At 65.7% G+C, this 24,279-nt stretch carries 25 protein-coding genes; 10 read left to right on the top strand and 15 right to left on the bottom strand.

Annotated elements, in window-relative coordinates:
- Positions 1-45: 45 nt before the first annotated feature.
- Positions 46-3,099: an excinuclease ABC subunit UvrB gene (uvrB, locus tag ASC75_RS02990; RefSeq protein ID WP_055970397.1), complete on the bottom strand. Its 3,054-nt coding sequence runs from the start codon at positions 3,097-3,099 to the stop codon at positions 46-48.
- Positions 3,100-3,208: 109 nt separating this feature from the next.
- Positions 3,209-3,625 carry an SH3 domain-containing protein gene (locus tag ASC75_RS02985; protein WP_055970395.1) on the bottom strand — a complete coding sequence of 139 codons (417 nt, stop codon included), beginning with the start codon at positions 3,623-3,625 and terminating at the stop codon, positions 3,209-3,211.
- Positions 3,626-3,910: 285 nt separating this feature from the next.
- Here ASC75_RS02985 and ASC75_RS02980 point away from each other — a divergent pair, with 285 nt between their 5' ends.
- From ASC75_RS02980 to ASC75_RS02970, 3 genes are all read left to right on the top strand, one after another.
- Positions 3,911-5,011 carry a glycosyltransferase family 4 protein gene (locus ASC75_RS02980; RefSeq protein WP_055970393.1) on the top strand — a complete coding sequence of 367 codons (1,101 nt, stop codon included), beginning with the start codon at positions 3,911-3,913 and terminating at the stop codon, positions 5,009-5,011.
- Between the two features lie 49 nt (positions 5,012-5,060).
- Entirely contained in the window at positions 5,061-6,152 is a 1,092-nt protein-coding gene (locus ASC75_RS02975; RefSeq protein ID WP_055970392.1) for a CapA family protein, read from the top strand.
- Between the two features lie 156 nt (positions 6,153-6,308).
- On the top strand, positions 6,309-7,259 hold the full coding sequence (locus tag ASC75_RS02970; protein WP_055970390.1) for a DUF3137 domain-containing protein: 951 nt from the start codon (positions 6,309-6,311) through the stop codon (positions 7,257-7,259).
- Between the two features lie 13 nt (positions 7,260-7,272).
- Here the strand turns inward: ASC75_RS02970 and ASC75_RS02965 are convergent, their stop codons facing one another.
- Positions 7,273-7,530 carry a SemiSWEET transporter gene (locus ASC75_RS02965; protein ID WP_055970388.1) on the bottom strand — a complete coding sequence of 86 codons (258 nt, stop codon included), beginning with the start codon at positions 7,528-7,530 and terminating at the stop codon, positions 7,273-7,275.
- 443 nt (positions 7,531-7,973) lie between these two features.
- Here ASC75_RS02965 and ASC75_RS02960 point away from each other — a divergent pair, with 443 nt between their 5' ends.
- Positions 7,974-8,216: a DUF1344 domain-containing protein gene (locus ASC75_RS02960; RefSeq protein WP_055970386.1), complete on the top strand. Its 243-nt coding sequence runs from the start codon at positions 7,974-7,976 to the stop codon at positions 8,214-8,216.
- Between the two features lie 147 nt (positions 8,217-8,363).
- On the opposite strand, the gene ASC75_RS02955 is transcribed toward ASC75_RS02960, so the two are convergent.
- Positions 8,364-8,780, bottom strand: a complete 417-nt coding sequence (locus ASC75_RS02955) for a hypothetical protein (protein WP_055970384.1) — start codon at positions 8,778-8,780, stop codon at positions 8,364-8,366.
- A gap of 227 nt (positions 8,781-9,007) precedes the next feature.
- Between ASC75_RS02955 and ASC75_RS02950 the strand changes: the two genes are divergently transcribed.
- Positions 9,008-9,946 (top strand): diacylglycerol kinase family protein, encoded by a 939-nt coding sequence (locus tag ASC75_RS02950; RefSeq protein ID WP_055970383.1) that lies wholly within the window; start codon positions 9,008-9,010, stop codon positions 9,944-9,946.
- 254 nt (positions 9,947-10,200) lie between these two features.
- On the opposite strand, the gene ASC75_RS02945 is transcribed toward ASC75_RS02950, so the two are convergent.
- The 4 genes from ASC75_RS02945 to ASC75_RS02930 form a co-directional block, all read right to left on the bottom strand.
- Entirely contained in the window at positions 10,201-10,422 is a 222-nt protein-coding gene (locus tag ASC75_RS02945; protein WP_055970381.1) for a DUF6500 family protein, read from the bottom strand.
- Between the two features lie 218 nt (positions 10,423-10,640).
- Positions 10,641-11,558, bottom strand: a complete 918-nt coding sequence (locus tag ASC75_RS02940) for an NAD(P)-dependent oxidoreductase (RefSeq protein WP_055970378.1) — start codon at positions 11,556-11,558, stop codon at positions 10,641-10,643.
- Entirely contained in the window at positions 11,555-12,766 is a 1,212-nt protein-coding gene (locus ASC75_RS02935; protein WP_055970376.1) for a mandelate racemase/muconate lactonizing enzyme family protein, read from the bottom strand. The genes ASC75_RS02940 and ASC75_RS02935 overlap by 4 nt, the downstream gene beginning before the upstream one ends.
- A 172-nt stretch (positions 12,767-12,938) precedes the next feature.
- Positions 12,939-14,555, bottom strand: coding sequence for a GMC family oxidoreductase N-terminal domain-containing protein (locus ASC75_RS02930; RefSeq protein WP_055970374.1), 1,617 nt, complete (start codon positions 14,553-14,555; stop codon positions 12,939-12,941).
- 181 nt (positions 14,556-14,736) lie between these two features.
- Here ASC75_RS02930 and ASC75_RS02925 point away from each other — a divergent pair, with 181 nt between their 5' ends.
- A complete protein-coding gene (locus ASC75_RS02925) occupies positions 14,737-15,129 on the top strand; it encodes an acyl-CoA thioesterase (RefSeq protein ID WP_055970372.1) in 393 nt (130 codons plus the stop codon).
- 20 nt (positions 15,130-15,149) lie between these two features.
- Here the strand turns inward: ASC75_RS02925 and ASC75_RS02920 are convergent, their stop codons facing one another.
- Positions 15,150-15,518, bottom strand: a complete 369-nt coding sequence (locus ASC75_RS02920) for a helix-turn-helix domain-containing protein (protein WP_055970370.1) — start codon at positions 15,516-15,518, stop codon at positions 15,150-15,152.
- Between the two features lie 102 nt (positions 15,519-15,620).
- Between ASC75_RS02920 and ASC75_RS02915 the strand changes: the two genes are divergently transcribed.
- Positions 15,621-16,226 carry an NAD(P)H-dependent oxidoreductase gene (locus ASC75_RS02915; protein WP_055970369.1) on the top strand — a complete coding sequence of 202 codons (606 nt, stop codon included), beginning with the start codon at positions 15,621-15,623 and terminating at the stop codon, positions 16,224-16,226.
- 68 nt (positions 16,227-16,294) lie between these two features.
- Here ASC75_RS02915 and ASC75_RS02910 read toward each other — a convergent pair whose 3' ends face one another.
- The 5 genes from ASC75_RS02910 to ASC75_RS02890 form a co-directional block, all read right to left on the bottom strand.
- Positions 16,295-17,602, bottom strand: coding sequence for a hemolysin family protein (locus ASC75_RS02910; protein ID WP_055970366.1), 1,308 nt, complete (start codon positions 17,600-17,602; stop codon positions 16,295-16,297).
- An 82-nt stretch (positions 17,603-17,684) separates the two neighbouring features.
- The gene (locus ASC75_RS02905; RefSeq protein ID WP_055970364.1) at positions 17,685-18,392 is read right to left on the bottom strand and encodes an LssY C-terminal domain-containing protein; all 708 of its coding nucleotides are present in this window, start codon (positions 18,390-18,392) and stop codon (positions 17,685-17,687) included.
- Between the two features lie 87 nt (positions 18,393-18,479).
- Complete coding sequence (locus tag ASC75_RS02900; RefSeq protein WP_055970362.1) at positions 18,480-19,505, bottom strand: extensin family protein; 1,026 nt, start codon at positions 19,503-19,505, stop codon at positions 18,480-18,482.
- 100 nt (positions 19,506-19,605) lie between these two features.
- Complete coding sequence (locus ASC75_RS02895; protein ID WP_055970359.1) at positions 19,606-20,577, bottom strand: extensin family protein; 972 nt, start codon at positions 20,575-20,577, stop codon at positions 19,606-19,608.
- 103 nt (positions 20,578-20,680) lie between these two features.
- Positions 20,681-21,106, bottom strand: a complete 426-nt coding sequence (locus ASC75_RS02890) for a DUF3775 domain-containing protein (RefSeq protein WP_055970357.1) — start codon at positions 21,104-21,106, stop codon at positions 20,681-20,683.
- A gap of 154 nt (positions 21,107-21,260) precedes the next feature.
- Here ASC75_RS02890 and ASC75_RS02885 point away from each other — a divergent pair, with 154 nt between their 5' ends.
- The 3 genes from ASC75_RS02885 (at position 21,261) to ASC75_RS02875 (ending at position 22,886) form a co-directional block, all read left to right on the top strand.
- On the top strand, positions 21,261-21,611 hold the full coding sequence (locus ASC75_RS02885) for a DMT family protein (RefSeq protein WP_055970355.1): 351 nt from the start codon (positions 21,261-21,263) through the stop codon (positions 21,609-21,611).
- A 63-nt stretch (positions 21,612-21,674) separates the two neighbouring features.
- Positions 21,675-22,247: a tetratricopeptide repeat protein gene (locus ASC75_RS02880; protein WP_055970353.1), complete on the top strand. Its 573-nt coding sequence runs from the start codon at positions 21,675-21,677 to the stop codon at positions 22,245-22,247.
- 102 nt (positions 22,248-22,349) lie between these two features.
- Positions 22,350-22,886: a tetratricopeptide repeat protein gene (locus ASC75_RS02875; RefSeq protein WP_055970351.1), complete on the top strand. Its 537-nt coding sequence runs from the start codon at positions 22,350-22,352 to the stop codon at positions 22,884-22,886.
- Between the two features lie 65 nt (positions 22,887-22,951).
- Here the strand turns inward: ASC75_RS02875 and ASC75_RS02870 are convergent, their stop codons facing one another.
- Entirely contained in the window at positions 22,952-24,085 is a 1,134-nt protein-coding gene (locus ASC75_RS02870; RefSeq protein ID WP_055970350.1) for a PQQ-dependent sugar dehydrogenase, read from the bottom strand.
- Positions 24,086-24,279 lie beyond the last annotated feature (194 nt).

The following is a 24,279-nucleotide window of genomic DNA, read 5'->3' as shown; positions in this document are numbered from 1 at the left end:
ATTTCCGTCCGATCGGCCAGTCAGCAGTCAAGCTGCAGCCAGGGTCTACTGTCCCGGCCGTCCCGATTTGCCCGGCTTCTTCCTTGCCCGCGCGGCCTCTGCGGGATCTTCGTAGGACCCCGCGCCGATCTTGGCGCGCTTGATCGGCTTGACGCCTTCGACCGGCTTTTCGGTGCGGCGCACCGTCATCTCGTCGAGGTCGTTCTTGCGGAACAGCGATTTGCCGTCGTCGGGAACGCCGTAGTCGGAACCGTGGGCTTCGGCGGCCGACTGCTTCTTGAACAGCGAGCGCGAGACCGCGCCTGCCGGCGTCGTCATGTCGGTGCCCGGGCCCATGTCGTCGATATGGGGCTTGGCAAACAGCGACTTGCCGGCGGGCTTGGTGCCGTCGGCGCCCATTTCGTCGAGGTCCGGCTTGCGGAACATGTTGGGCCGGGCAGCCTTGGCAGCCTCTTCGGCGGCACGCGCCTCGTCGAGCTTGCGGAAGCGCTCCTGTTCCTCAGCCGTGCGGTGCTTGGCCACGCCCTTGTTGTGCTTGCCCTTCTCGCGGCCCGACGCCGGGCTTTCCATGTCGGCATATTTGGACATCGGGTCGTCCGAGATGGCCAGTTCCATCTCGCGCAGGCGCTTGATCTCGTCGCGGATGCGGGCTGCCTTCTCGAAATCGAGATCGGTGGCGGCGTTGCGCATCTGCTTGTCCAGCGCATCGAGATGCGCCTTGAGATTGTTGCCCATCATCGCACCGGCATTGTCGGTGAACTGCGAGATGTCGGCGCGGACGTGGTCCTTCTCGTAGACGGATTCGAGGATGTCGGAGATGCGCGACTTGACGCTTTCCGGGGTGATGCCGTTGGCCTCGTTCCACACCATCTGCTTTTCGCGGCGGCGCGTCGTCTCGGCCATGGCGCGTTCCATCGAGCCGGTGATCTGGTCGGCGTAGAGGATGACCTTGCCGTCGACGTTGCGCGCCGCACGGCCGATGGTCTGGATCAGCGACGTCTCGGAACGCAGGAAACCTTCCTTGTCGGCATCGAGGATGGCGACGAAACCGCATTCAGGAATGTCGAGGCCTTCGCGCAGGAGGTTGATGCCGACCAGCACGTCGAAGGCGCCAAGCCGGAGGTCGCGGAGGATCTCGATGCGTTCCAGCGTGTCGATGTCGGAGTGCATGTAGCGGACCCGGACGCCGTGCTCATGCAGATATTCGGTCAGGTCCTCGGCCATGCGCTTGGTCAGCACCGTGACCAGCGTGCGGTAGCCGGCCTGGGTGGTGGCGCGGATCTCGCCGACGACGTCGTCGACCTGGGTTTTCGCCGGACGGACCTCGACGGGCGGGTCGATCAGGCCGGTCGGGCGGATGACCTGTTCGGCGAACACGCCGCCGGCCTCTTCCATCTCCCAATTGCCTGGGGTCGCCGAGACCGCGACCGAAAGCGGGCGCATGGCGTCCCACTCCTCGAAGCGCAGCGGCCGGTTGTCCATGCAGGAGGGCAGGCGGAAGCCGTATTCGGCCAGCGTTGCCTTGCGCCTGAAGTCGCCGCGGTACATGCCGCCGATCTGGGGCACGGTGACGTGGCTTTCGTCGATGAAGACCAGCGCGTTGTCGGGGATGTATTCGAACAGCGTCGGTGGCGGATCGCCGGGGCGGCGCCCGGTGAGATAGCGCGAATAGTTTTCGATGCCGGCGCAGGAGCCGGTGGCTTCAAGCATCTCGAGGTCGAAGCGGGTGCGCTGCTCCAGCCGCTGGGCCTCGAGCAGGCGTCCAGCCTTTTCAAGTTCTTGCAGGCGATGCTGCAGCTCTTCCTTGATCGACTTGATGGCCTGATTCAAGGTCGGGCGCGGCGTCACATAGTGCGAGTTGGCGTAGATTTTTACGCTCTTCAGGTCGCCGGTCTTTTGGCCGGTGAGCGGATCGAATTCGGTGATCTGCTCGATTTCGTCGCCGAACAGCGAAATGCGCCAGGCCGAGTCTTCCAGGTGGGCCGGGAAGATTTCGATGGTGTCGCCGCGGACGCGGAACGAGCCGCGGACGAAGTTGATGTCCTGGCGCTTGTACTGCTGGGCGACGAGGTCGGCGAGCAATTGGCGCTGATCGAGCCGGTCGCCGACCGCCATCTGGAAGGTCATCGCCGTATAGGTTTCGACCGAGCCGATACCGTAGATGCAGGAGACCGAGGCGACGATGATGACGTCGTCGCGTTCGAGCAGGGAGCGCGTCGCCGAGTGGCGCATGCGGTCGATCTGCTCGTTGATTGTCGATTCCTTCTCGATATAGGTGTCGGTGCGCGGAACGTAGGCCTCGGGCTGGTAGTAGTCGTAATAGGAGACGAAATACTCGACGGCGTTGTCGGGGAAGAACTTCTTGAACTCGGAATAGAGCTGGGCGGCCAGCGTCTTGTTGGGCGCCAGGATCAGCGCTGGGCGCTGCGTCTGCTCGATCACCTTGGCCATGGTGAAGGTCTTGCCCGAGCCGGTGACGCCGAGCAGCACCTGGGTGCGCTCGGCCGAGCCGACGCCCTCGACGAGGTCTTTGATGGCGGTCGGCTGGTCGCCGGCCGGCTCGAATTCCGACTGCATGACGATCTCGATGCCGCCTTCCGACTTTTCCGGCCGGGCCGGACGGTGCGGAACCCAGATCTCGCCGCCCTTGTGCAGCGGGTTGCCGCTCTCGATCAGCGCTGAAAGGGCCGCCACCGTCGCGGTGACGCCGGAATTGGACAGCGAGGCTGCGTCCTCGAGGGAGATGTCGAGGCCGGCGACCGGATTGAGGCCGGCGGCGGCGCGATCCTTGGCCGAAGCAGCGCCGCCCATCGAGGTGCCGCGCGACGAGCGTGTGGGTGCCGAGCTCTTTTCGGGAATCTTCTTGGCCTTTGGCTGCGGCTTCTCCGCCTCGCGGGCGATCTCCTCGGCCCAGTCGGAAATCGACCCGGACAGCGGCGCACCGGAAAGCTCGGCCTGCGGCGCTTCGCCGAAGCCGGGACGATGCAGCGGTTCGGACGCGTGCAGAAAATCGGTCACGCCATTGCCGCCGCGCTTGCGCGGAGCGGCACGATCGTCGGCCCCCGAGGCGGGCGATTTCTTGTCAGCAGATTTGGCCATTGCACGAATATGGGCAGAGTCCGCGGAAATGGAAAGGGCACGGGCGCCGGAATGCCGGACCGGCGACCGCGACCTCTCGTGCTCCTGACATCAGGCTGTCAGGAAGTCGTCAGCGCGGGCAGGGGAAGCCTGGGGCGATCTTGCAATGGGCGCCAGGCGGGCGAGGCCTTGGCGGCCGTGGCTTGGGAGGCCGGTTCCAGTGCGGTGGTCGGTAATGCGGCGGCCGCACGACGATGGTCGGCGCCACCACGACCGCCGGCGGGCGGCCGACATAGTCGGAGAGGTAATTGGCCGAGACCCAGCCTCTCAGCCGGGACCCGTAGACGTTGCACCAGTTGCCCTCGCAGCCGCGCAGGTCGACGCGGGTGCCTTCGTCGAGCATGCCGATCCTGGCATAGCCGGTGCCGGGGCCGCTGCGCACATTGACGTTGCCGGTGGTGTAGGCGTCGGCGGCGAGCGCCGCTGCCGGCAGTGCCGTCATCGCGGCCAGAATGGCGCCGGTGGCAGCAAGTCTTCGAAATATCATGGGCAGCCCTCCAGACCGAAATTCATTTCGAAACGACCCAAACTACATTCTGTGTTGCCGCATGCCAGTATACTGATGCGTTTATCCTTTATGCCTGGGCAATAGGCGTGAGGTGCCGGGCGCGACGCCTGCCGGGCGCAGTCACGGCGGTTGCGCTGCCGCACTTGCCGTTGCGTCAATTGGCCGATATGGCGTCCGGCCAGCCATCTGCAAACCAAGGGCGTCGATCTTCGTGGTCACCGACACGCATCTGTCCGCAAGCACAGCACCCACGGAAATGCACCGATGAGGATCACGCATCTGGTGACTCATGCCGGGCTGAACGGTGTCGCGACCAGTTCGAAGACGCTGATCCAGGCGCAACTCGATGCCGGCCATGACGTGATGCTGGTGCATTCGCAGAACTCGTGGATCGAACGTCAGAAATTCGACGGCCCGCTCGAAAAGATGGGCTCGGGCTTTGCCACCGCTCCGGCCGAACTGCGCCGTGTCGGCTACGCCGCGCGCGACTGGGGCGTGGACGTGGTCCATACCCATGGCAGCCGGGGCAACAAGTTCGGCCTGGTGTTCCGGTGCGCCGCCGGCACGCCCATCGTCATGACCGCACATACCCGCCAGTTCCAGCTGCCATGGCTGTTTGCCCATGCGGTGATCGCGCCGAGCCAGCAGACCGCCGACTACTATCTGTCGCACTGGCTGGTGCGGCGGCGGAACATGCATCTGGTGCGACATATGTTCGACGTCGGCACGGTGGAGGCGGCCACCCCAGCGAGCCAAAGCGCCGCGCGGGCGAAGCTGGGGCTCAAGCCTTCATCCTTCGTCATTGGTTCGGTCGGCGAGATCGACGCGCGCAAGAACCAGATCGACATGGTGCGGATGCTCAAAGGCCTGGTCGGGCGAGGCATCGATGCCGAACTGCTGCTCGTCGGCAGCACGCGCCACATCGCCGGTGATGCTGAATGGAGCGCCGCCGCCGCCGATCCGCAGATCCAGGGACGCCTGCATATGTCCGGCGAACGGCAGGATGCGACCCGGCTGCTGCACGCCATGGACGTCTATCTCTGCACGTCGAAGATGGAGGAGGGCCCGATCGCCACGCTGGAGGCGATGGCCAGTGCGTTGCCGGTGCTGTCCGTGGATGTCGGCTACTCCGCGGCATTGCTGCGCAACGGCGTCAATGGCTGGGTCTTCTCGCATGGCGAAAGGGAACGCATGACCGAAACCGCGTCCATGCTTGCCGGCGACGCGGCATTGCGCCGGACCGTCGGAATTGCCGCCAGGCAGACCATCGCCGACCATCTGGCGCCGCAGGCGATCGTGCCGGAAATAGACACGGTCTACCGCCAGGCCATCGAACGCGCCGGAAAGAAGCTTCCGCAAAAATAGCCGGGGGCAGCGGCGTCGCGCCAGCCGCGCGCAATGATTTGCTGGTAGGGTGCCTGCGACCAATTTCGGGCGACGCGTGTCCAGCAATTACCCTTTCTCCTACAAGATCTCGTGGCCGGCCCGGTTTCTCAAGCCGTCGCTGCGCGGCGGTGTATCGGCGCCTGCGCCTGCCGAGGCGGCGCTGTTGCCCAGGCCGGAAAAGAGCGTGCGGCTGGCGTTCGTCGGCGATATCTCGGCCGTCGCCAACAGGCAGCCACCCGCCTGCGATGAAGACTTGAAGGCGCTGTTCGCTTCCGCCGACCTCGTGGTCGGCAATTGCGAAAGCCCCCTCGTCGCGCGGCCGAGCGCCCGGTTCGGCACCCGGATCGGCACGCACCACGCCATGACGCGGGCCTTCCTGGCCGGCGCGCTTGAGGCGACCGGGATCGCGCCGGGGCGGCTGGTGCTGTCCCTCGCCAACAACCACGTGCTCGACCAGGGGATCGCAGGCTTCGACGAGACACTGTCGGCCCTGGCCGCACTTGGCATCGCGACGATCGGCACGTCGACCGCCGTGACCAGGATGGGCGTCGGACCGTTGGTGCTCGGTCTTGTCGCATTCACGCAATGGCGCAACGCGGCAGCGGCGGATTTTGCCGGCCGGGTGGCGATGACGGAGGATTTTTTCGCCGGCAGCCGGGATGGATTGCCGGGCGCGCAAGGCGTCGACCTGACGTGCGCGGTGCCGCACTGGGACTGGGAGTTCCGGCACTTTCCGCGCGACCAAACAAAGGCCTGGGCGCAACGGCTGGCCGCGCTTGGCGTCGGCCTGGTGGCCGGGCATCATGCCCATGTCGTGCAGCCGATGGCCCAGGTCGGCCAAACCCTCGTCGCCTACGGGCTGGGCGACTTTCTCGGCACCGCATTCGCGCGCCAGCCTTGGCCGGGGCGGGTCGGAGCGATCCTCGTTGCCGATGTCAGTGCCGATGCCGCGACGCGCGGCCGGATCGCCAGCTACCGGCTCGTGCCCTTCATGCGGCTGCGCGACGGAGACCGGGAGCGGCTGGTGCCGCTGGACAAGGTCCAAGGCTCACTCGGCGAACGGGCACGAGGACGCTGGGCTGCGGTCTGCGGCGATGGCCGAACGGGGCTCACAAGCTGATTCCGCTCGTCGCGCCATCTCCTTGTTTCCACCGCGACATTTGCCGAAAAGCCGCTATCATTCCGCAAGCCGCCGGGTAGCCACGCAGCCGGCGCATCGAAATGCGGCGTCGCTTGCGTCTGGCGGGATTTGGCGAGTCGCTGCTTGGGGGCACTTATGAGCGCAGCCGGTTTCATGCCCGACGAAGCTGTCATCGCCGGCATAAGGCGGGACATCGACGCCTACGAGGCGCGGCGCAAGGCCGCCAAACGCTCGGTGCTGTGGCGCGTGCCGCTGTTCCTCGGCCTGCTGGTGCTGGCAATCGCCGTGCTCGCGGTCGTGTTCAATCTTGCCGCCGACCCAGCCGAGGTCTGGGTGTCGACGCCGCATCTCTATCTCTACGCGGCTGCCTTCCTCGTCTCGTTCTTCGTCTATTTCCGCGCGGCGAAGCCGGCAGGCGACCTGCAGGCGTCGTTGCGCGAAAAGCTTCTGCCGATCGCGTTCGGGTTCGTCGGCGACATGCGGCTGGCGAAAGGCGAGACGCCCCGGAGCTTCGGGCGGCTGCCACGCGAGACCATCGGCGACTACGACGACAGCCATTTCGACGACATCGTCTCGGGCACGTATGAGGGCTTTTCGTTCGAGCTCTACGAGACAGCCCTGTCGCGCCGGGTGGAGAAGTCCGACGTCCACTTGTTCGACGGCATCATCGTGGCCTTCGACATGGCAAAGCCGTTTCCGGGCACGCTGGTGGCGACGCTGAAGACCAACACGGTGATGGGCTTCTTCCGCGAGATGTTCGGCGGCGGGCTGCAGGAAATCGCGTCAGGGGGCGAACTCGACAAGGCCTATGACTTTCGCACCGACAACGTCGAGGCGGCGCAGCCGCTGGTCTCGGGACAGATGGCGCAGGCGCTGGACTGGCTCAAGGAGGCCTGGCCGGGCGAGCCGGCGCGGATCGCGCTTGTCGAGGGCGACGGCTTCCTGCTCTTGCCGCACAAGAAGGAGTTCTTCGAGCTGCCGGCCTCGACTGTCGCGCTCGACTACAAGGCCCATGTCGAGCCGATGATCACCGACATCGCGACGATCCTGGCGACCGCCGCGCTGGTGCGCAAGATCGGTACCTGAGCCCTCGTCCGCGTTAGCCGAAACGCAGCTTCAGCCCGACGATGGCGAGGATGAAGACCAGCGTGATCGAGTTGGACAGGATCACCGGCAGCGAGCCGAGCGCCACGCCATAGACGATCCACAGGGATATGCCGGTGGCGAGCGCCGCGTTGGTGCCGAGCGAGATGTCGCTGGTCTTGCGTTCGCGCAGGATCTTCATGATCTGCGGAAGCCAGGCAAGCGTGGTCAGGATGGCGGCGGTGGCGCCGACGATTTCGAATAGGGGGTTCAAGGCGGGAGCTTTCGAAAAGCACAAGATGCGCTGCCCAAGCTATGCCAGATCGGCGGGCGGCTGTGAAGCGGAGGCGCCGGGCTGGCCCAACGAAACGGCGGTGCAAAACGTCGCGGCGGTTTCGTCCATGGCGATGGATTATCCGGCGTTTTGTGATCGGCCGCCCAACAATCCGGCCATGGGATGGCCCTGCGATGACGCTGATGTGACGGTCTCCACGCCATGGCCATCAAGGCGATGCGTGCTGATGCGAGGACAACAAATCACCTGAAACAACGCAGGCTGCCTTCGAATATGGCAGAAATAAGCCGCTGATTCTATTCAGTAATTTCACGCAACGTGATTTGCGTCCGGCCGGCCCCGCGGTCAATCTCCAGGTCGTTCGGCGGGCATTGCTGAGAGGGTGAAGCCCGCGAGGACGAGACAGAACCGGAGTACCAGACATGAACAAGTTTCTTGCAACGGCCGTCGCTTCGTTTGCCTTCATCGGCGCCGCCTATGCCGCCGACATCGAAGGCACCGTGCAGTCGGTCGACCCGGCGACGCGCTCCATCACGCTGGAAGACGGCAAGGTCTATGTCATCCCCGAAACCATCAAGGTCGACGAACTGGCCGCAGGCGCCAAGGTGAAGGTGACCGTGGACGATACCACCGGTGCCGTGACCGCGATCGAAAAGGCCTCCTGAGGCCGCTTCGCGAAGGCGCGCCTTGCTGCCCCCCATTCGCCACCGGCGCGCGACATTCTCGACACCCTTCCAAGCTACCTTTGGCCGGCCCGTTCGCGGGTCGGCCATTCTTTTTCCCAGGCCATTCTTTTCCGAAGCGTTGACGCGTCAGAAAGCGATCGGAAACTTTTCCGCCAGCCAGTTGGTCGAGCGCCTGGCGGCAGCCAGCGTGCCGCCCGCGGCGTGGCCGAGGCCGGAGCGGACCAGCGCATAGCCATTCGTGGTGCGGTAAAGTGCGGACTCGCCGCCCTCGACGATGCCGGAATAGGCGGCGGGCTGGATTTCAGGCTGGGCCGGCGTGGCCGGAGCCGAAGCAAGCTGCGGTTCGGCAAAGACGGTGGTGCGGCAGATGCCGGTCACCAGCGGGTAGTCGTGATTGCCTTCGCGCAGGATGCGGCTCTTCATCGCCGCCTCGCAATCGGCGACCGAAGTCCATTGCGCCGGCGTCTCGCCGATATATTCGCAGAGCTTGGCATCGCAGTCGCAGCCGACGATGGTCATGGCGACAAGGGCTGACTTGATCACGGTCCGAATCCTCAGGGATTGTTGACGGCGCGATTTCTCCGCCCCGAACGCGGCGCCAGTTGGCCGCAATCATGGCATGACGGTGGCTGTGTGAATTCGCGTCGGCGTTGTGGCGGTAAGGCCTCGGTAGATGTGAACTTCGCAACCTTCCCCCTTGCGCATTCGCCCGTGCGGCGAACAATAAGCGGGGAGGCGGCGGCGCGAGTGCCGCCGGGAGGGTGCGTTTCGTGAAGATCGGCGTGGTCAGGAATCCGGTGGCTGGCGGTGGCCGGCTGGACGCGCATTGGACGGAGGTCGTGGCGACGCTGTCGGCGCGCTTTTCCGACCTCGACATCCGTGAGACCGAAGAGCCTGGCGACGGGGCGGTGCTGGCCCGTGACTTGGTGGCGCTGGGATGCGAGATCGTCGTTGCCGCCGGCGGCGACGGCACGATCAGCGAGGTGGCCGACGGGCTGCTGCAGATGCAGGCCGAAACCGGCAGCACGGCGGTGCTCGGCGTCCTGCCATGTGGCACCGGCCTCGACTTTGCCCGTGGCATGGGCATTCCGGTCGATGTCGCTGCGGCGGTCGAGCGCATCGCCAGCGGCACGGACCGGCTGATCGACGCCGGCCGCATCTCGTTCATCGAGGATCACGGCCGGCTGGCGAGCCGCCACTTCGTCAATATCGCCAGCCTGGGCATGTCGGGGGCCACGGTTCGCGCAGTCAACGCCGACCGGCGCAAGGGGCGGGGCTCGGCCAAGGCGCTGTTCTTCTGGCGCACGGTGACCGAATTCGTGCGCTATCGTTTCCAGGACGTCCGCATCACGGTCGACGGCGACGCGCCGGTCGAAGCCAAGGTGGCGCTGGTCGCGGTGGCCAACGAACGGTTCTTCGGCGGCGGCATGATGATCGCGCCCGATGCCGAACCCGACGACGGGTTGTTCGACATTGTCATCCTGCGTGCCGCGAGCAAGCTCAAGCTGATGCTCGACCTGCGCCTGCTTTATGGCGGGCGCCATCGCAACCATCCCGCCATCACCATCCTGCGCGGGCGCAAGGTCGTGGTCGAGCCGCTGGGCGATCCGCTCGCCAATGCCGCGCTGGTCGACATCGACGGGGAATCGCCGGGGCATATTCCGGCGACCTACGAGATGGTGCCCAAGGCGTTGAAGGTCAGGTGCTGATTCAAAGGGTTCGGGAAAAGAATCGGGAAATTGGGCTATGTGCCTGATTTCTTAGCGCTGCCCCTCATCCGCCTGCCGGCACCTTCTCCGCGTCATGACGAGGAGAAGGGAACACTGCCGCGGCGCTGCGCCCTCCCTGGGTCGTGCGCGCTGCCGAGCCAACGAGCAATGAAGGGCGCAATGCCGACGTCTCCCTCTCCCCGTCTTTTACGGGGAGAGGGTAAGGGTGAGGGGCAAATTCGTAAGGCAGATTGCTAGGCGTCCATCGCCCGGACCAGTGCCTCGATCTTCGTCGCTTTTTCGAAGTGGTCGAGCTTGTGGGTGCGGATCCACCATTCGGCGGCTTCCATCAGAAGCTCCGGATCGTCGTTCCTGTTGGCAAAAAACGCATAGAAGGACAGTCCGACATCTGGGCCCTTGGCGGCGATCTTGCGCGCGCAGACGTCGAGAATTTTTGCCCTCAGGCTCGGCCGCATCGGAGATTCCTTCAGATGGAACTCAGGGCTACTCAGGCTGAAGCCGGGAGTCAAAGGCTGGGGATAGGGCAGGCGATGAGGGCCCTTACCCTCCCCCTTGTGGGGAGGGTGGCCCGCAGGGCCGGGTGGGGGTACTCGTAAAACGCGGAGCTTGCCGACCCCACCCCGTCGCTTCGCGCCGACCCTCCCCACAAGGGGGAGGGTGACGTCGCTGCCATTCAAAGCTTCGCTGGAAATCCCGGCGCGCGCAGGTCTGTACCCGTCGCGTCCTCCAGCAACTTGACGATCATCGTCGACCAGGCATCGCCGCCATAGGCCGCCTTGCCGCGTTCGAAGATCGCGTTGACGCGCTCGGCGAGGTCGAGCGGCACGCCGCCGTCGCGCGCCATGGCCAGCGCAAAGCCGAGGTCCTTCAGCGCCAGGTCCATGGTGAAGCCGATGTCGTAGGAGCCGTTGAGCACCAGCTGGCTCTCGGTCTCGTGGACGAAGCTGTTGCCCGAGGAGGCAACGATGGCGTGGTAGGCCTGGGCGAGGTCGAGCCCGCCCATCTTTGCCAGCATCAGCGCCTCACCGGCGGCGACGAGGTGGATGAAGGCGAGCATGTTGGTGATGACCTTGATCACCGCCGCCGAGCCGATCGGCCCCATCAGGAACGATCTGGCGCACATCGCCTCGATCGCCGCGCGGTGGCGCTGGTAAAGCGCAGGATCGCCGCCGACGAGCGCCGTAATCCTGCCTTCGGCGGCAAGGTGCACGCCGCCGGTGACGGGGCATTCCAGCGTGTAGATGCCAGCCTCGGCGGCCAGGTCGGCAAGGCGCAGGATCTCGTCGCGGCCGTTGGTCGACATCTCGATCCAGCTGCCGCCCTTGGGCAAGCCGGCGAGCAGGCCCTCCGGACCAATCAGCACCGCCTCACTGACCTTGGGCGAGGGCAGGCAGGTGATGGCGTTGCCGGCGCGGGCGGCGGCATCGGATGGGCTTGATGCTGCGGTCGCACCCAGTGCGACGAGACACTCGACCGCCTCGGGGTTGCGGTCATGGACGACCACCTCGAAGCCGCCGCGCAGCAGGCATGCGGCGAGGTTGGCGCCGAGGCGGCCGAGGCCGACGAAGGCGTAGGCGAGGGGTTTTGTCATGGCATCAGCGGCGTTTGCACCATCTGCAGGTGCAGGTGCGGGCCATCATAGGGGTTGGCTTCGCACACCGCCTCGTCGAGTTCGACGCCGAGGCCGGGCTCCTTCGACGGGATGACGTGACCGTCCTGCCACTCGATCTTCTTTTTCAGCAGCCTGGCGTGGAAGCCGTCCCACTGCTTGAGCGATTCGAGGATCAGGAAATTGGGCAGGGTGACGGCGAGCTGGATGTTGGCGGCGCCGACGATCGGGCCGCAATAGCAGTGTGGCGCCACCTGGATGTGGTAGGCCTCGGCCATGGCGGCGATCTTCTTGGTTTCGAGGATGCCGCCGGAGCGGCCGAGGTCGGGCTGCAGGATGGTCGCGGCGCGGTTTTCGATGACACGGGCGAACTCGAATTTCGTCGTCAGCCGCTCGCCGGTGGCGATCGGGATCGAGGTGCCGCGCGCGACCTGAGCCATCACCTCGGGCATGTCGGGCGGCACCGGTTCCTCGAACCACAAGGGGTCATAGGGCTCGATGGCACGCGCCATGCGCAGCGCTCCCGAGGCAGTGAACTGGCCATGGGTGCCGAAAAGGATGTCGGCGCGGGTGCCGACAGCCTCGCGGATGGCCTTCATCATGCGCACCGACAGGTCGATGTCGATCAGGCGCGGTTGGTGGCCGTCATAGGCGGTCCACGGACCGGCCGGGTCGAGCTTCACCGCGCTAAAACCCTGGTCGATATAAAGGGCGGCGCATTCGGCCGCCATGTCGGGATCGTTGTAGACGTTCTTCGGGGCGACATCCTCGGTGTGGACGCTGCCCGTGTGTGGGTAGAGGTAGGTGTAGGAGCGCAAAGTCTCGTGTACCTGGCCGCCGAGCAGCTTGTAGACCGGCTTGCCGGCCTCCTTGCCGATGATGTCCCAGCAGGCCATCTCCAGCGCCGAGAAGCAGCCCATGGCCGAGACGTCGGGGCGCTGGGTGAAGCCGGAGGAATAGCAGCGGCGGAACAGGTTTTCGATGTCGTGCGGGTCCTGTCCCAGAAGATAGCGCTCGGCCATGTCCTCGATCATCTTCGCCGTGACATCGGCCGAGAAGGTGGCGTTGTAGGCCTCGCCATAACCGACCACGCCGCCGTCGGTGGTGAGCTTGACGAAGATGAAATACTTGCCGCCGATGCCGGGCGGCGGGTTGTTGACCACGAATGTCCTTACGTCGGTGATCTTCATGCGGATTCCTCCCGTAACCTAGTTGACGGTGCGCCGCCCCTCATCCGCCTGCCGGCACCTTCTCCCCGTAAGGACGGGGAGAAGGGACAAGCGGCGCCGTTGACGCCTCCCTCTCCCCGTCCTTCACGGGGAGAGGGTAAGGGTGAGGGGCAGCGCCAACGTCGGAAACTCTTCACCCCGCATCCTCCAGCACCAGCCCCGCGCCTTTCCAGCCGGTCATGATGGCGGCGGCGTTGGTGTTGCCGGTGATGTTGTCGGGGAAGATCGAGGCGTCGATGACGCGCAAACCTTCGACCCCGTGGACGCGCAGGCGCGGGTCGACCACCGAGGTCGACGGGTCCGGGCCCATCCGGCAGGTCGAGACGGGATGGTAGACGGTGCCCGAGCGCTTGCGGAAATCGTGAATCAAGTCGGCGTCGGAAGTGATTGACGGACCTGGCAAAACCTCTTCCGCGATGATGTCTGCGATGGGCGTCTGCGCGGCGATCTTGCGCAGGAATTTCACTGCGTCGAGCATCTCGGCGACATCGCTCTCCGTCGAATAGGCGTTGACGGTGATGCGCGGGTGAACGGTCGGATCGGCGGAGCGGATCATGATCTCGCCACGGCTCGACGGGCGGCAGTTGGACAGGCCGATGGAAAAGCCGGGGAAGGGATCGGGCGACAGGATCGGGCGCTCGCCGGCCTTCGGCAGCACGGTGGAAAAAACCTGGAAATAGAGCTGCATGTTGGGGCGTGCGCGTGCCGGATCGGAGCGGAAGAAGCCGCCGCCCTGGTTCATGCTCATCGACAGCGGGCCGGTGCGCAACGCCAGGTATTGCATGCCGGCGAGCGCCTTGCCCCACCAGGGCCGCAGCAGCTGGTTCAGCGTCGGCACCTTGGCCTTCCAGGTGTAGTTGATGCCCTGGTGGTCCTGCAGGTTGCGGCCGACATGTTCGTTGGCGTGCAGCACCGGCATGCCGAGCTCGCCGAGCAGCCCTGCCGGGCCGATGCCCGAGAGCTGCAGCAGTTGCGGCGTGTTGACCGAACCGCCGGAGAGGATCACCTCGCGGCCGGCGCGGGCCGTCTTTTTCGCGCCGTCCTGCCGATACTCGACGCCGACGGCGCGCTTGCCGTCGAACAGCACCTTGGTCACCAGCGCGTTGGTCTCGACCCGGACATTGGCGCGCTTCATCGCCGGGCGCAGGAAGGCGCGTGCCGCCGACATGCGCCGGCCGCCCTTTGTGGTGATTTGATAAACGCCGACGCCCTCTTGGGCCTCGCCGTTGAAGTCCTGATTCAACGACAGCCCGGCCGCTTGCGCCGCAGCCAGGAAGCGGTGGGTCAGCGGATGGACGTTGTTCCTGTTGTCGGTGACGTGGATCGGCCCGCCCCGGCCGCGCAGCTTGGTGCTGCCTGCCTGGTTGTCCTCGATCGCCTTGAAGGCGGGCAACAGGTCGTCGAAACCCCAGCCGGGATTGCCGGCGTCGCGCCAGGCGTCGAAATCCTCGCGCGCGCCCCGGATCCACACCATGGCATTGATCGAGCTGGAGCCGCCGAGAATCTTGCCGCGCGGCCAGTGATCCTTGTTGCCGGCAAGGCCGGGGTCGGGCTCGGCGGCATAGTTCCAGTTCACGGCAGGGTCGAAGAAGGTCTTGCCGTAGCCGAGCGGCATCTGGACGAAGAAGCGGCGGTCCGTGCCGCCGGCCTCGATCACCAGCACCGAATGACGCCCGCTCGCCGACAGCCGCTCGGCCACCACCGAACCGGCGGAACCTGAACCGACAACAATGAAGTCGAACGTCTGCATGCGGGCGGCGGCCTGTCGAAATACCACGATCCGGCCAGACTATCGCCTCGGCGAAAGGCTTCGGCGTCGGTTACGGCATGGCCTGTGAAAAATACGACCGGCCGATGCAACAGATGCGGCGTTGACGCGGCTGCCGCTGCGAAGTTACGGGTGGGGAAGAGAACGGTACAGGGAAATGACGATGGTGCAGTATGCCGATGGCCAGCCGACGGGCGAACTCACGCTGAGGACGCTGGCGATGCCGGCCGACGCGAACGCCGCCGGCGACATCTTCGGCGGCTGGGTCATGGCGCAGATGGATCTTGCCTGCGGCATCCGCGCCGCCGAGCGCGCCCGGGGCCGCGTGGTGACGGCGGCGGTCAAGGAAATGGCCTTCGCCAAGCCGATGAAGATCGGCGACACGCTGTGCATCTACACCCATGTCGAGCGCGTCGGTCGCACCTCGATGACGCTCAAGGTCGAAGCCTGGGCGCAGCGCTATCTCTCCGACCTGATGGAGAAGGTGACGGACGCCGATTTCGTCATGGTGGCGCTCGACGGCGAAGGCAAGCCGAAGGCGGTGCCGGCGGAGTAGGGGTGGTGGCTCGCCGTCGCTTACCCGGCCATCGCGTCGAACTTCATCCGCGCCTCGGCCACGCGGCCCTGGTTGAGTCGCGCCCATTCGCCAAGCGCAAACACCGGAACCAAAAGCTCCCGACCAAGGTCGGTGAGCTCGTAGTCGACGCGCGGCGGGATGGTCGGGAAGACGGTGCGGGTGACGAAGCCGTCGCGCTCGAGCCCGCGCAGCGTGGTGGTCAGCATCTTCTGCGAGATGCCGCCAACGGCATGGCGCAGCTCGTTGAAGCGCATGGCGCCTTCGCCGAGCTTGCCGACGACGAGCACTGTCCATTTGTCGCCGACACGCTGCAGGATATCGCTGACGGCGCGACAATCCTCGGTGCGGTGCGGGTGCCTCGGTATCAAAAAAGTGCCTCCTTGTGCGGGCGTTTTCCAGTCACCTATATAGCGTCGGTATCCATCAGTTACCAGTATCGCATTGATACCCACGCCCGAAAGGTTCCTGCCATGTCCAAACCCAAGATCGCCCTCGTCGTCGGCTCGACGCGCGCTGCCCGCTTCGCCGACACGCCGGTGGAGTGGATCGCCAAGATTGCAAAATCCCACGCGGATATCGAGGTCGAAATCGTCGACCTCAGGGATTTCCCGCTGCCCTTCTTCGATGAGGTCGCGTCCTCGGCCTGGGTGCCCTCGCAGAGCGAAGTGGCCCAGCGCTGGCAGAAGAAGGTGGCCGAGTTCGACGGCTTCATCTTCACCGCCGCCGAATACAACCACGGCCCGACGGCAGTGCTGAAGAATGCCATGGATTACGCCGCCAAGGAGTGGAACAAGAAGCCTGCCGGCTTCGTCGGTTATGGCGGCGTTGGTGGTGCACGCGCCGTCGAGCAGCTGCGCATGCATGCGGTCGAACTGCAGATGGCGCCGACCAAGACTGCCGTCCACATCGTCTGGGGCGATTTCCTGGCCGTGCGCCAGGGCGAGAAGAAGCTCGCGGACATCGAGCATCTCAACCAGGCCGCCAACGGGCTGATCGAAGAGATCACCTGGTGGGCGAAGGCGCTGAAGGCCGCTCGCGAAGCTGACGTTCTGGCCGAAGAGGCCAAGGCCGCCTGATCGGCGGCTGAGAGAAATTCATCCCAGGTAAAAAAGGGCGGCCTTGAGCCGCCCTTTTTATTGCCGGGTCAGTGCGCCGACTTGCCGTTGCCGGACAGGCGGGACGCCAGGACCTTGTCGATGCGGCGGCCGTCGAGGTCGACGACCTCGAAGCGCCAGCCCTGGGCGTCGACGCATTCGCCGGTGGTGGGCAGATGGTGCATGTGCGACAGCACGTAGCCGGCGACGGTTTCGTAGTCGCGGTTCTCGGGCAGGTCGATGCCAAGCTGGTCGGCCATCTCGTCGGCCTGCATGTAGCCGGCCAGCAGCCACGAGCCGTCCTCGCGCTGGACGGCGTTGTCGACGTCGTCCTCGTCGAGATCGGAGCGGAACACGCCGGTGATCGCCTCGAGGATATCGGCCGGCGAGACGATGCCTTCGAAATGGCCGTATTCGTCGTGGACCAGCGCCATCGGCACTTCCGACTGCTTGAGCGTGGCAAGCACGTCGAGCGCGTCGGCCTGGTCGTGGGCGATGGGAGCGGTGCGCACATGCTTGCGCGGGTCGAATGCACGGCCGGCCAGGAGCGAGGCAAGCATCTCGCGGGTCTGGACGACGCCGACCATGGCATCGACAGAGCCTTCGCCGGCTGGAAGGCGCGAATGCTGGGTTTCCATCAGGAGCTTGCGGGTGGCCGCTTCGTCGGCCTGCAGGTTGATCCAGTCGACCTCGGTGCGCGGGGTCATGACGGCGCGCACGGCGCGGTCGCCCAGGCGCATGACGCCTGCAATCATGCGGCGTTCGTCGGATTCGATGGTGCCGTGGTGCTCGGCCTCGGCGACGAGCATCTTGATCTCCTCGTCTGTGACCTTTTCCTCGCTTTCGCCGCGCTGGCCGAGCAGCCAGAGGACGCCGCGGCCGGAGATGTCGAGCAGCCACACCAGCGGGGCGGCGATCTTGGCCAGCAGCGCCATTGCGGGCGCAACCCGGACGGCGACGCCTTCGGGGTCGCGAAGCGCGATCTGCTTGGGCACCAGCTCGCCGATGATCAGCGAGCCATAGGTGATGGCGGCGACGACGATGCCGACGCCGAGAGCATCGGCGGCACCGGCGCGCACGCCGTATTCCGCAAGGAGCCCGCTCAGCCGCTGGCCCAGCGTGGCGCCGGAGAAGGCGCCGGAAAGCACGCCGACAAGCGTGATGCCGATCTGCACCGAAGACAGGAACCTGCCGGGGTTGGCGCCGAGCTCAAGCGCGCGACCAGCACCCTTGATGTTGCGGTCGATCATCGCCTTGAGACGGGCGGGGCGGGAGGAGACGATGGCAAGTTCGGACATTGCCAGGAGGCCGTTCACACAGATGAGGACGACCACGATACCGATTTCAGCGTAAAGCATAATGATTGCTGCATAGCATTGCTTCCGCCCCTTCGAAAAGACGGCTGCAAAAATACTCTTCCCCGACGGGAGGCTTGCCTGCCTATTTGCGCGGCGCAAGTACCGCAACCATGACCTTGCCGTCGGTAAAGTAGGGATCGCCGCCCCCGTTGCGGCCTGTCTTGGTGAGGCCGATGCCGGGAACCGTCTCGACCGACAAGACGCGCCCGGCCGCGGTGAGGTCGCGGATCACCTGGTCGCGCTCTGCGTCGATGTCAGGCGCGATGTGGTGGGTGATCTCTCCTGTGTCGTGGCTGACGCCGACACCACGGTCGAAGCTCGCGGCGCCATACCAGGTCGGTCGGCCGTCGGGCCCGAGCGCGAATGTCAGCCAGAGGCGAATGTGGTGGCGCGTGTCGGGGCTGTTGCCGACCGGCTTTTCGAAGGCAATGTCCTGCGGGCGGCCGTCGAGCAGCAGCGTCGACACGGGGGCGTCGCGATAGGACCGGTCGAGCAGCACGCTTTCGCCGATTTCGAGCGAGGACTTGAGCGACAGGCCATCGGCGCGGTTCCAGCCTGCCGCAGTGAAGGCTCCGAGCAGGTCGGCCTCGGTGCCGACAAGGCCGACATTGATGGGATCGCCGAGGATGCCTTGCGGCGTGGTGGTGATCAAGGCCGGGGGCTTGAGGCCATCGTGCAGGATGCGGAACGACCAGAATTCGGGCGCGGCGAAATAGGCGAGCGCGATATAGCTCGCGCACAAGGCCGCAAACCACAGGGTTGCCTGTCTGTGCAGTTTCCCCCTAGCCATCGGATCCGCCGCCCCAGATGGGTAAAGCAGGATTTTTATCCCCATTCAGGGCCGCAGGCAAACCCGCGCCGGGTTCGGCAGGGCGCGTCAGCGGCAGGCGCGATAGCCGTTGCGGCGCTGCTTGATGTCGAAATGGAAGTGGTTGCGGTGGTCGTAATTGTAGCCGGGGCCGAGCACCGTGTTGAAATAGCTGCAGCCGTCAGCGCGGATGGTGTTGAGGAAGCCGCGTGTGCGGAAGGCAAACAGGCCGGGCTTTTCGACGTCGATGTCGCGGCCGTTGTTGAGCTCGATGCGCATGATGTCGAGCGCGTTGCCCTTGCCGTGCTCCGACAGGGTGCGCGAGCCGGCGATCTTGCGGCAGGAATAGCTCGAACCCTGGTGGATCGTCTTGACGCCGGAGAAGTAGCGCAAGCGCGCGGCCGGCACCAGGTCGCGCTTGGTCCAGGCGGCGAAGCTGGCGGCCATGGCGCAGGTGACGGTGGCGGCGGGCTTCATCTGCACCGAGCCGATGGCCGAGACCTTGACCGGATAGTCGATGCCGCACGCTGCGCCGCCGCCGATGGGCGGCAGGTCGCGATACTGCACGTCGAGCTTCTTCAGGTCGGCGCGGCAATCGACCTCGTCGGCCGGCATCACCGCCGGCCGCATCGGCGCCGTCTGCGGCTCGTTCGAAGGATCGTCGAGCTTGGGATAGGCGACCATGTAGGGGTTGGAGGGTACCAGCGTCTGCATGCCGCGCCCCTGAGCCGGGGCCAGCGAAGCGGTGCGGACAGGCTGCGGCTGCCGGGGCTCGATCTGGCCCAGGTTCTCGGCTTGTGCGTCCAGCGTCGGTTCGATCGCCGGATCGGCCGATGCCATCGCCGGATCGGACATGTCATAGGTCATGTCGGCTGCGGGCGCGGCATTGTCCTGGGGGATTGGCTCGACAGGGGCCAGCGAGGCGGTCTGCGAACCGACGTCGACGGCCGGCTGTAGCGCGAAGACGTCGCCCGAGGTGCAGGAACTGACCCCCAGGCCGACGATCGTCAGCGTCGTGGCAAGCAGCAGGGCGCGCTGGCGCGAGGCGCGGCGCGATGGTTCGGCTGGGCTGGCGGCGCGCGAATCTGCGGCCATGCGAAGGCTCCTGTCCCCTTGAGGGAGTGAGCCTAGACCGCAAGGGTAAAGGAAAGATCAGCGCCGCCATTCACGGCTGCGGCGGAATTGCGGCGCGCGCCTATTGGCAGAAGGTGCCGCCATTGCGCCGGGGCGCGAGGTCGAAGTGGAAATGCAGCGCGTGGTCGGCGTCGCTGCCCGGGCCGAGCACGGTCTTGAACGGGCCGCAGGCGGCCTCGCGGATCCGGGACAGGAACCTCGCATTCTGCGCCGGCGGGGCCGGTTCGACGTCGATGGCCGTGCCCTTGCTCAGGGTGAAGCGGGCGATGTCGAGCGCATTGCCGAAGGCATGCTCCGACAGCTTGCGCGTGCCGTTGCGCGGGCGGCAGACATAGGCCGAGGCCTGGTCGACCGTTGCCAGTTCCTCGCCGAACTCGGCCTTTGCTGCCGGTGCAATGACGTTTGCGGTAAACCGTGCCGAGGCTTCTGCCGCGGCACAGTTGATGAGCGCGTCGGGCGCGATGTCGACCGCGGCGGAAAGCCGCTTCAGCTTGAGCGGAAACGGCAGTGCGCAACCGTCGGCATTGCTTTGCGGTGCCGCCTCCTCGAATTCGGCGCCCAGCTGTTTGAGGCGGACGCGGCAAGCCGTCTCGTCCGCGGGCATGGTCGCAGGCCGTTCGGCATTCGATCGCTTGTCGGGCAGCATCTTCGGCGCCGGCGGGCCGAACATCTCGCCCGCCGGTGGATTGGCTGCCGCACGGTCGGGGCGCGTCGGTGGAACGGGAACGGCGGCCGGCACAGGCGCGGCTTGCGACCGTGGCTCCAGCATCGGCGGGCCGAACATCGGGCGCTCGGGCTGCTGGCTGGCATCGGGCTGCGGCCGAGGTGTCGGGATCGCCGCCTGCTCGAGCGTCCGGGTTGTGTTGGCCGGCGATGGTTGGGGCAGGGGCGGCGCCGGCGCCGCTTGCGGCACCGGAGCCCGGACGGGCAGGACGGGCCTGGCGCTCTCGGCAAGGCCGTGCGGCATCGCGGCGAAAGTCGCCAGCGGCAAGATCAGGATCAGGGAAGGCAGGCGGCGCTTGCATGTGTGCATCGGCGCTCAACGTCACCGGCCGGCCGCTGGTTGCCGAGGCGGCGACGGCAAGGCCATCAAATTCGGTGACGGGACTGTCATCAATGCAGGGAGGCGCGGCTTCTCACGCGCCCAGCGCCTCGAGGCCTTCTTCGAGCCAATCGCCCAGCATCGGCATGCCGAGAAGGTACTTGGCGGTGCGGCGATTGCTGCGCTGGCGTGCCTCGGCGACGGCGTCCTGCCACTCCGAAGCGTCGTAGTCGCCGCGGCCGATCCAGGCGAGGGCGACGAGTTCGGCGGCCTCGTCGACATTGAGGTCGCTGATCAGCTGGCGCAGCTCCTTTTCGGTGAGGTTTTCTTCCTCTTCCTCGGCCAGTCCGGCGTGATGGTGATTGTCGTGGGTGCCGCCGTCATATTCGATCTCGTGCTCGGCGCCGTCCTCATAATCCTCGTTGACGCCGGCGCTGATTGCCTTGGCCTTGAGGATGAACACCCGCACGGTGTCCGGGCCGATGGTCAGGTCCCACTCTTTTTCGCGCCGCTGCTGCACGAGCGTGCTCCTGGTTGCCTTCCCCCCACCTGATGATAGCGCATTTGGCGGCAACGTCACTGCCTCGATGTTCGCGGGGTGGTTGCCGCGGTTGACACGGCGCACGGCGAGGCAGAAATAGCCGGCCTCCTTCCTCCTCCACGCGGTATCCCCCATGGCTTTGCTGCTTTCGCCGAAGATCTTTCCTGTGCTGATGCTGATCGCGTCCAACGTGTTCATGACGTTCGCTTGGTATGGGCACCTGAAGTACAAGGCGGCTCCGCTTTACGCGGCTGTCATTTTCAGCTGGCTGATCGCCTTCTTCGAATACTGGCTGGCGGTGCCGGCCAACCGCATCGGCCACCAGGTCTATTCTGCGGCGGAGCTCAAGACGATGCAGGAGGTGATCACGCTCTCGGTCTTCGTCATCTTCTCGGTGTTCTATCTCAAGGAAGGCATCACCTGGAACCACGCCATGGGCTTCGCGCTGATCGCCGGCGGGGCGGCGCTGATTTTCCGCGGCTGAGGCAGGACGAAACACCGCCATCGACGCGTTGACCTCGTCGGGGACGCATCGGTGGAGGTAGCCATGCAGGTCCGATATCTGAGACTTCTGGCAGGCGCGTTGGTGTCGCTGCCGCTGCTTGCCGTACCCGTGCTTTCTGCCGATGGCGGCGGAGGCGGCAGTTCCGGCGGCGGCATGGGCGGTGGCGGCGGCAACGGTGGCGACCAGGTCAAGTGCCGCACCGGTCTGGTCTACAACAAGAAGACCAAGAAATGCGAAGCGCCCAAGGCCGGCATGATCGATGACGACAGCCTGTACCTGGCGGGCCGGGCGCTGGCCATGGACGGCCGCTATGACGATGCGATCAAGGTGCTGGCGCTGGCCAGCGACAAGACCGACGCCCGCATCCTCAATTATCTCGGCTATTCCCACCGCAAGGCCGGGCGCATCCTCGTCGGCCTCGGCTATTACCAGGAGGCGATCCTCAACGATCCCGACTACATGCCGGTGCGCGAATACATGGGCGAGGCGCATCTGACGCTCGGCGACGTCGCCGGTGCGCGGCTGCAGCTGTCGGAAATCGCCGAGCGCTGCGGCACCGGCTGTCGCGAATATGGCCTGCTGGCCGAGCAGATCGAGACATATCTCAAGGGCTAGGCCCGGAGCGCCGCCGGTTGGGCTCGGCATTCACGCCGTCCCCGGATGAAATCCGGCCCCGGATGCGTTAATCTCGCGATGGGCGCATTTTAGGAGGTAGCGATGCAGACCCGAATTGCGAAAGTGCTTGCTGGCGTTGTCGTGTCGCTGCCCTTGCTGGCGGCGCCTGTGTTCTCCGCCGACAGCGGCGGGAGCAGCAGCGGCGACGAGGTGAAGTGCAACAACGGCATGGTCTACAACAAGAAGACCAAGAAATGCGAGCCGCCCAAGGCGGGCATGATCGACGACGACAGCCTCTATTCGGCGGGCCGGGCGCTGGCCATGGACGGCAAGTATGACGAGGCGATCAAGGTGCTGACGCTCGCCGCCGACAAGACCGACCCGCGCATCCTCAATTATCTCGGCTATTCGCACCGCAAGGCCGGGCGCGTGCTCGTCGGCCTCGGCTATTACCAGGAAGCGCTGCGCAACAATCCCGACTATACGCTGGTGCGGGAATATATGGGCGAGGCGCAGCTGATGCTCGGCGATGTCGCGGCTGCCCGCGTGCAATTGTCGGAGATCGGCAAACGCTGCGGCACGAGTTGCCCGGAATACGGCATGCTGGAACAGCGGATCGACGCCTATCTGCGGGGGTAGCCGGCGCTGTAAGGCAGCGGGGCAGGGCAACTGCCCCAACCCCGCTGCCTTATTGCCGTTGTCCCTTAGTCGCCGCGCGACAGCCTGACGATGGCGCCATTGTTCTCGTCGGTGAGCAACCAGACAGAGCCGTCGGGGGCGACGTTGACGTCCCGGATCCGGCCCAGTGCGCCGTCGAGCATGCGCTCCTCGTCGAGGACGTTGCCCTTGGCGTCGCGGTCGAGGCGGCTCAGCAGCTCGAATTTCAGCGATCCGACGAGCAGGTCGCCTTTCCATTCCGGAAACATGTCGCCCTGGTAGCTGGCGAGGCCGGAAGGCGCGATCGACGGATCCCAGTAATACAGCGGCTGCTCGTAGCCCTTGGCCGACGTGCCGACGCCGATCTTTTCGCCGGAATAGTCGCGGCCATAGGTGATCACCGGCCAGCCATAGTTCTTGCCGGCCTGGGGCCGGTTCAACTCGTCGCCGCCCTGGGCGCCATGCTCGACGGTGATCAGGGCGCCGAGGACCGGGTCGTAGGTCGCGCCTTGCAGGTTGCGGTGGCCCTTGGACCAGAGTTCCGGCGCCATCGCCTTTCCGTCCGGCGAGGGGTTGTCGGCGGGGATCGAGCCGTCGGCATTGATGCGGATGACGGCGCCGGCATGATCGTGCATGTCCTGGGCGCGGTCGCCATCGCCGCGGTCGCCTGTCGTCACGAACAGCGTGCCGTCGTCGTTGACGACGATCCGCGAGCCGAAATGCTGCCCGGCACCGGTCTTGCGGCTCATCGAGAAGATGACCTGGACATCCTCGAGCCGCGCGGCCTTGCCTTCGCGGACCAGCCTTGCCCGCGCAAGTGCCGTGCCCGCGCCGCCGCGGCCGGGCTCGGAGAAGCTGAAGTAGACGGTGCCGGAACGTTCGAAGTCGCGGGCGACGGCGATGTCCAGCAGGCCGCCCTGGCCGTGGGCCGCCACCTTCGGCACGCCCTTGACCGGATCCGACAGGCCGTCTTGCGAGAAGATGCGGATGTTGCCGGAGCGTTCGGTGACGATGGCTTCGTTGCCCGGCAGGAAGTCCAGTCCCCAGGGGTGGTCGAGGCCGTCGGCGATGACGTCGGCGCGGAGCGTGAGGTCCTGGGTGTTGAAGGTTTGCGTCTCGGCGAGGGCCGGCGAACCAACCAGGGCGAACATGAGTGCAAGTAGCGGCGTGTGGTTGCTCATCTATCGGACATAGGTGGAAAGGTTGGCGCGGCAACGGCAGCAGAGCATCAAAGCTGTGCAGGTTCAATCACAAGCGGGTGAAGCGGCGAACGCTCAGGTTGTCTGCACCAACAGGTCTATGGTGGTAAACGAATTTTTTGACGTGAATTCTGCGGCAGGATTGCTATATTCGACGGAGATAGAGGTGAGACGGT

The sequence above is a fragment of the Aminobacter sp. DSM 101952 genome, assembly GCF_001424795.1.
Classification (GTDB): domain Bacteria; phylum Pseudomonadota; class Alphaproteobacteria; order Rhizobiales; family Rhizobiaceae; genus Aminobacter; species Aminobacter aganoensis.
The sequence above is the reverse complement of the archived record's forward strand: the minus strand, read 5'-3'. Positions and strand labels throughout refer to the sequence as shown.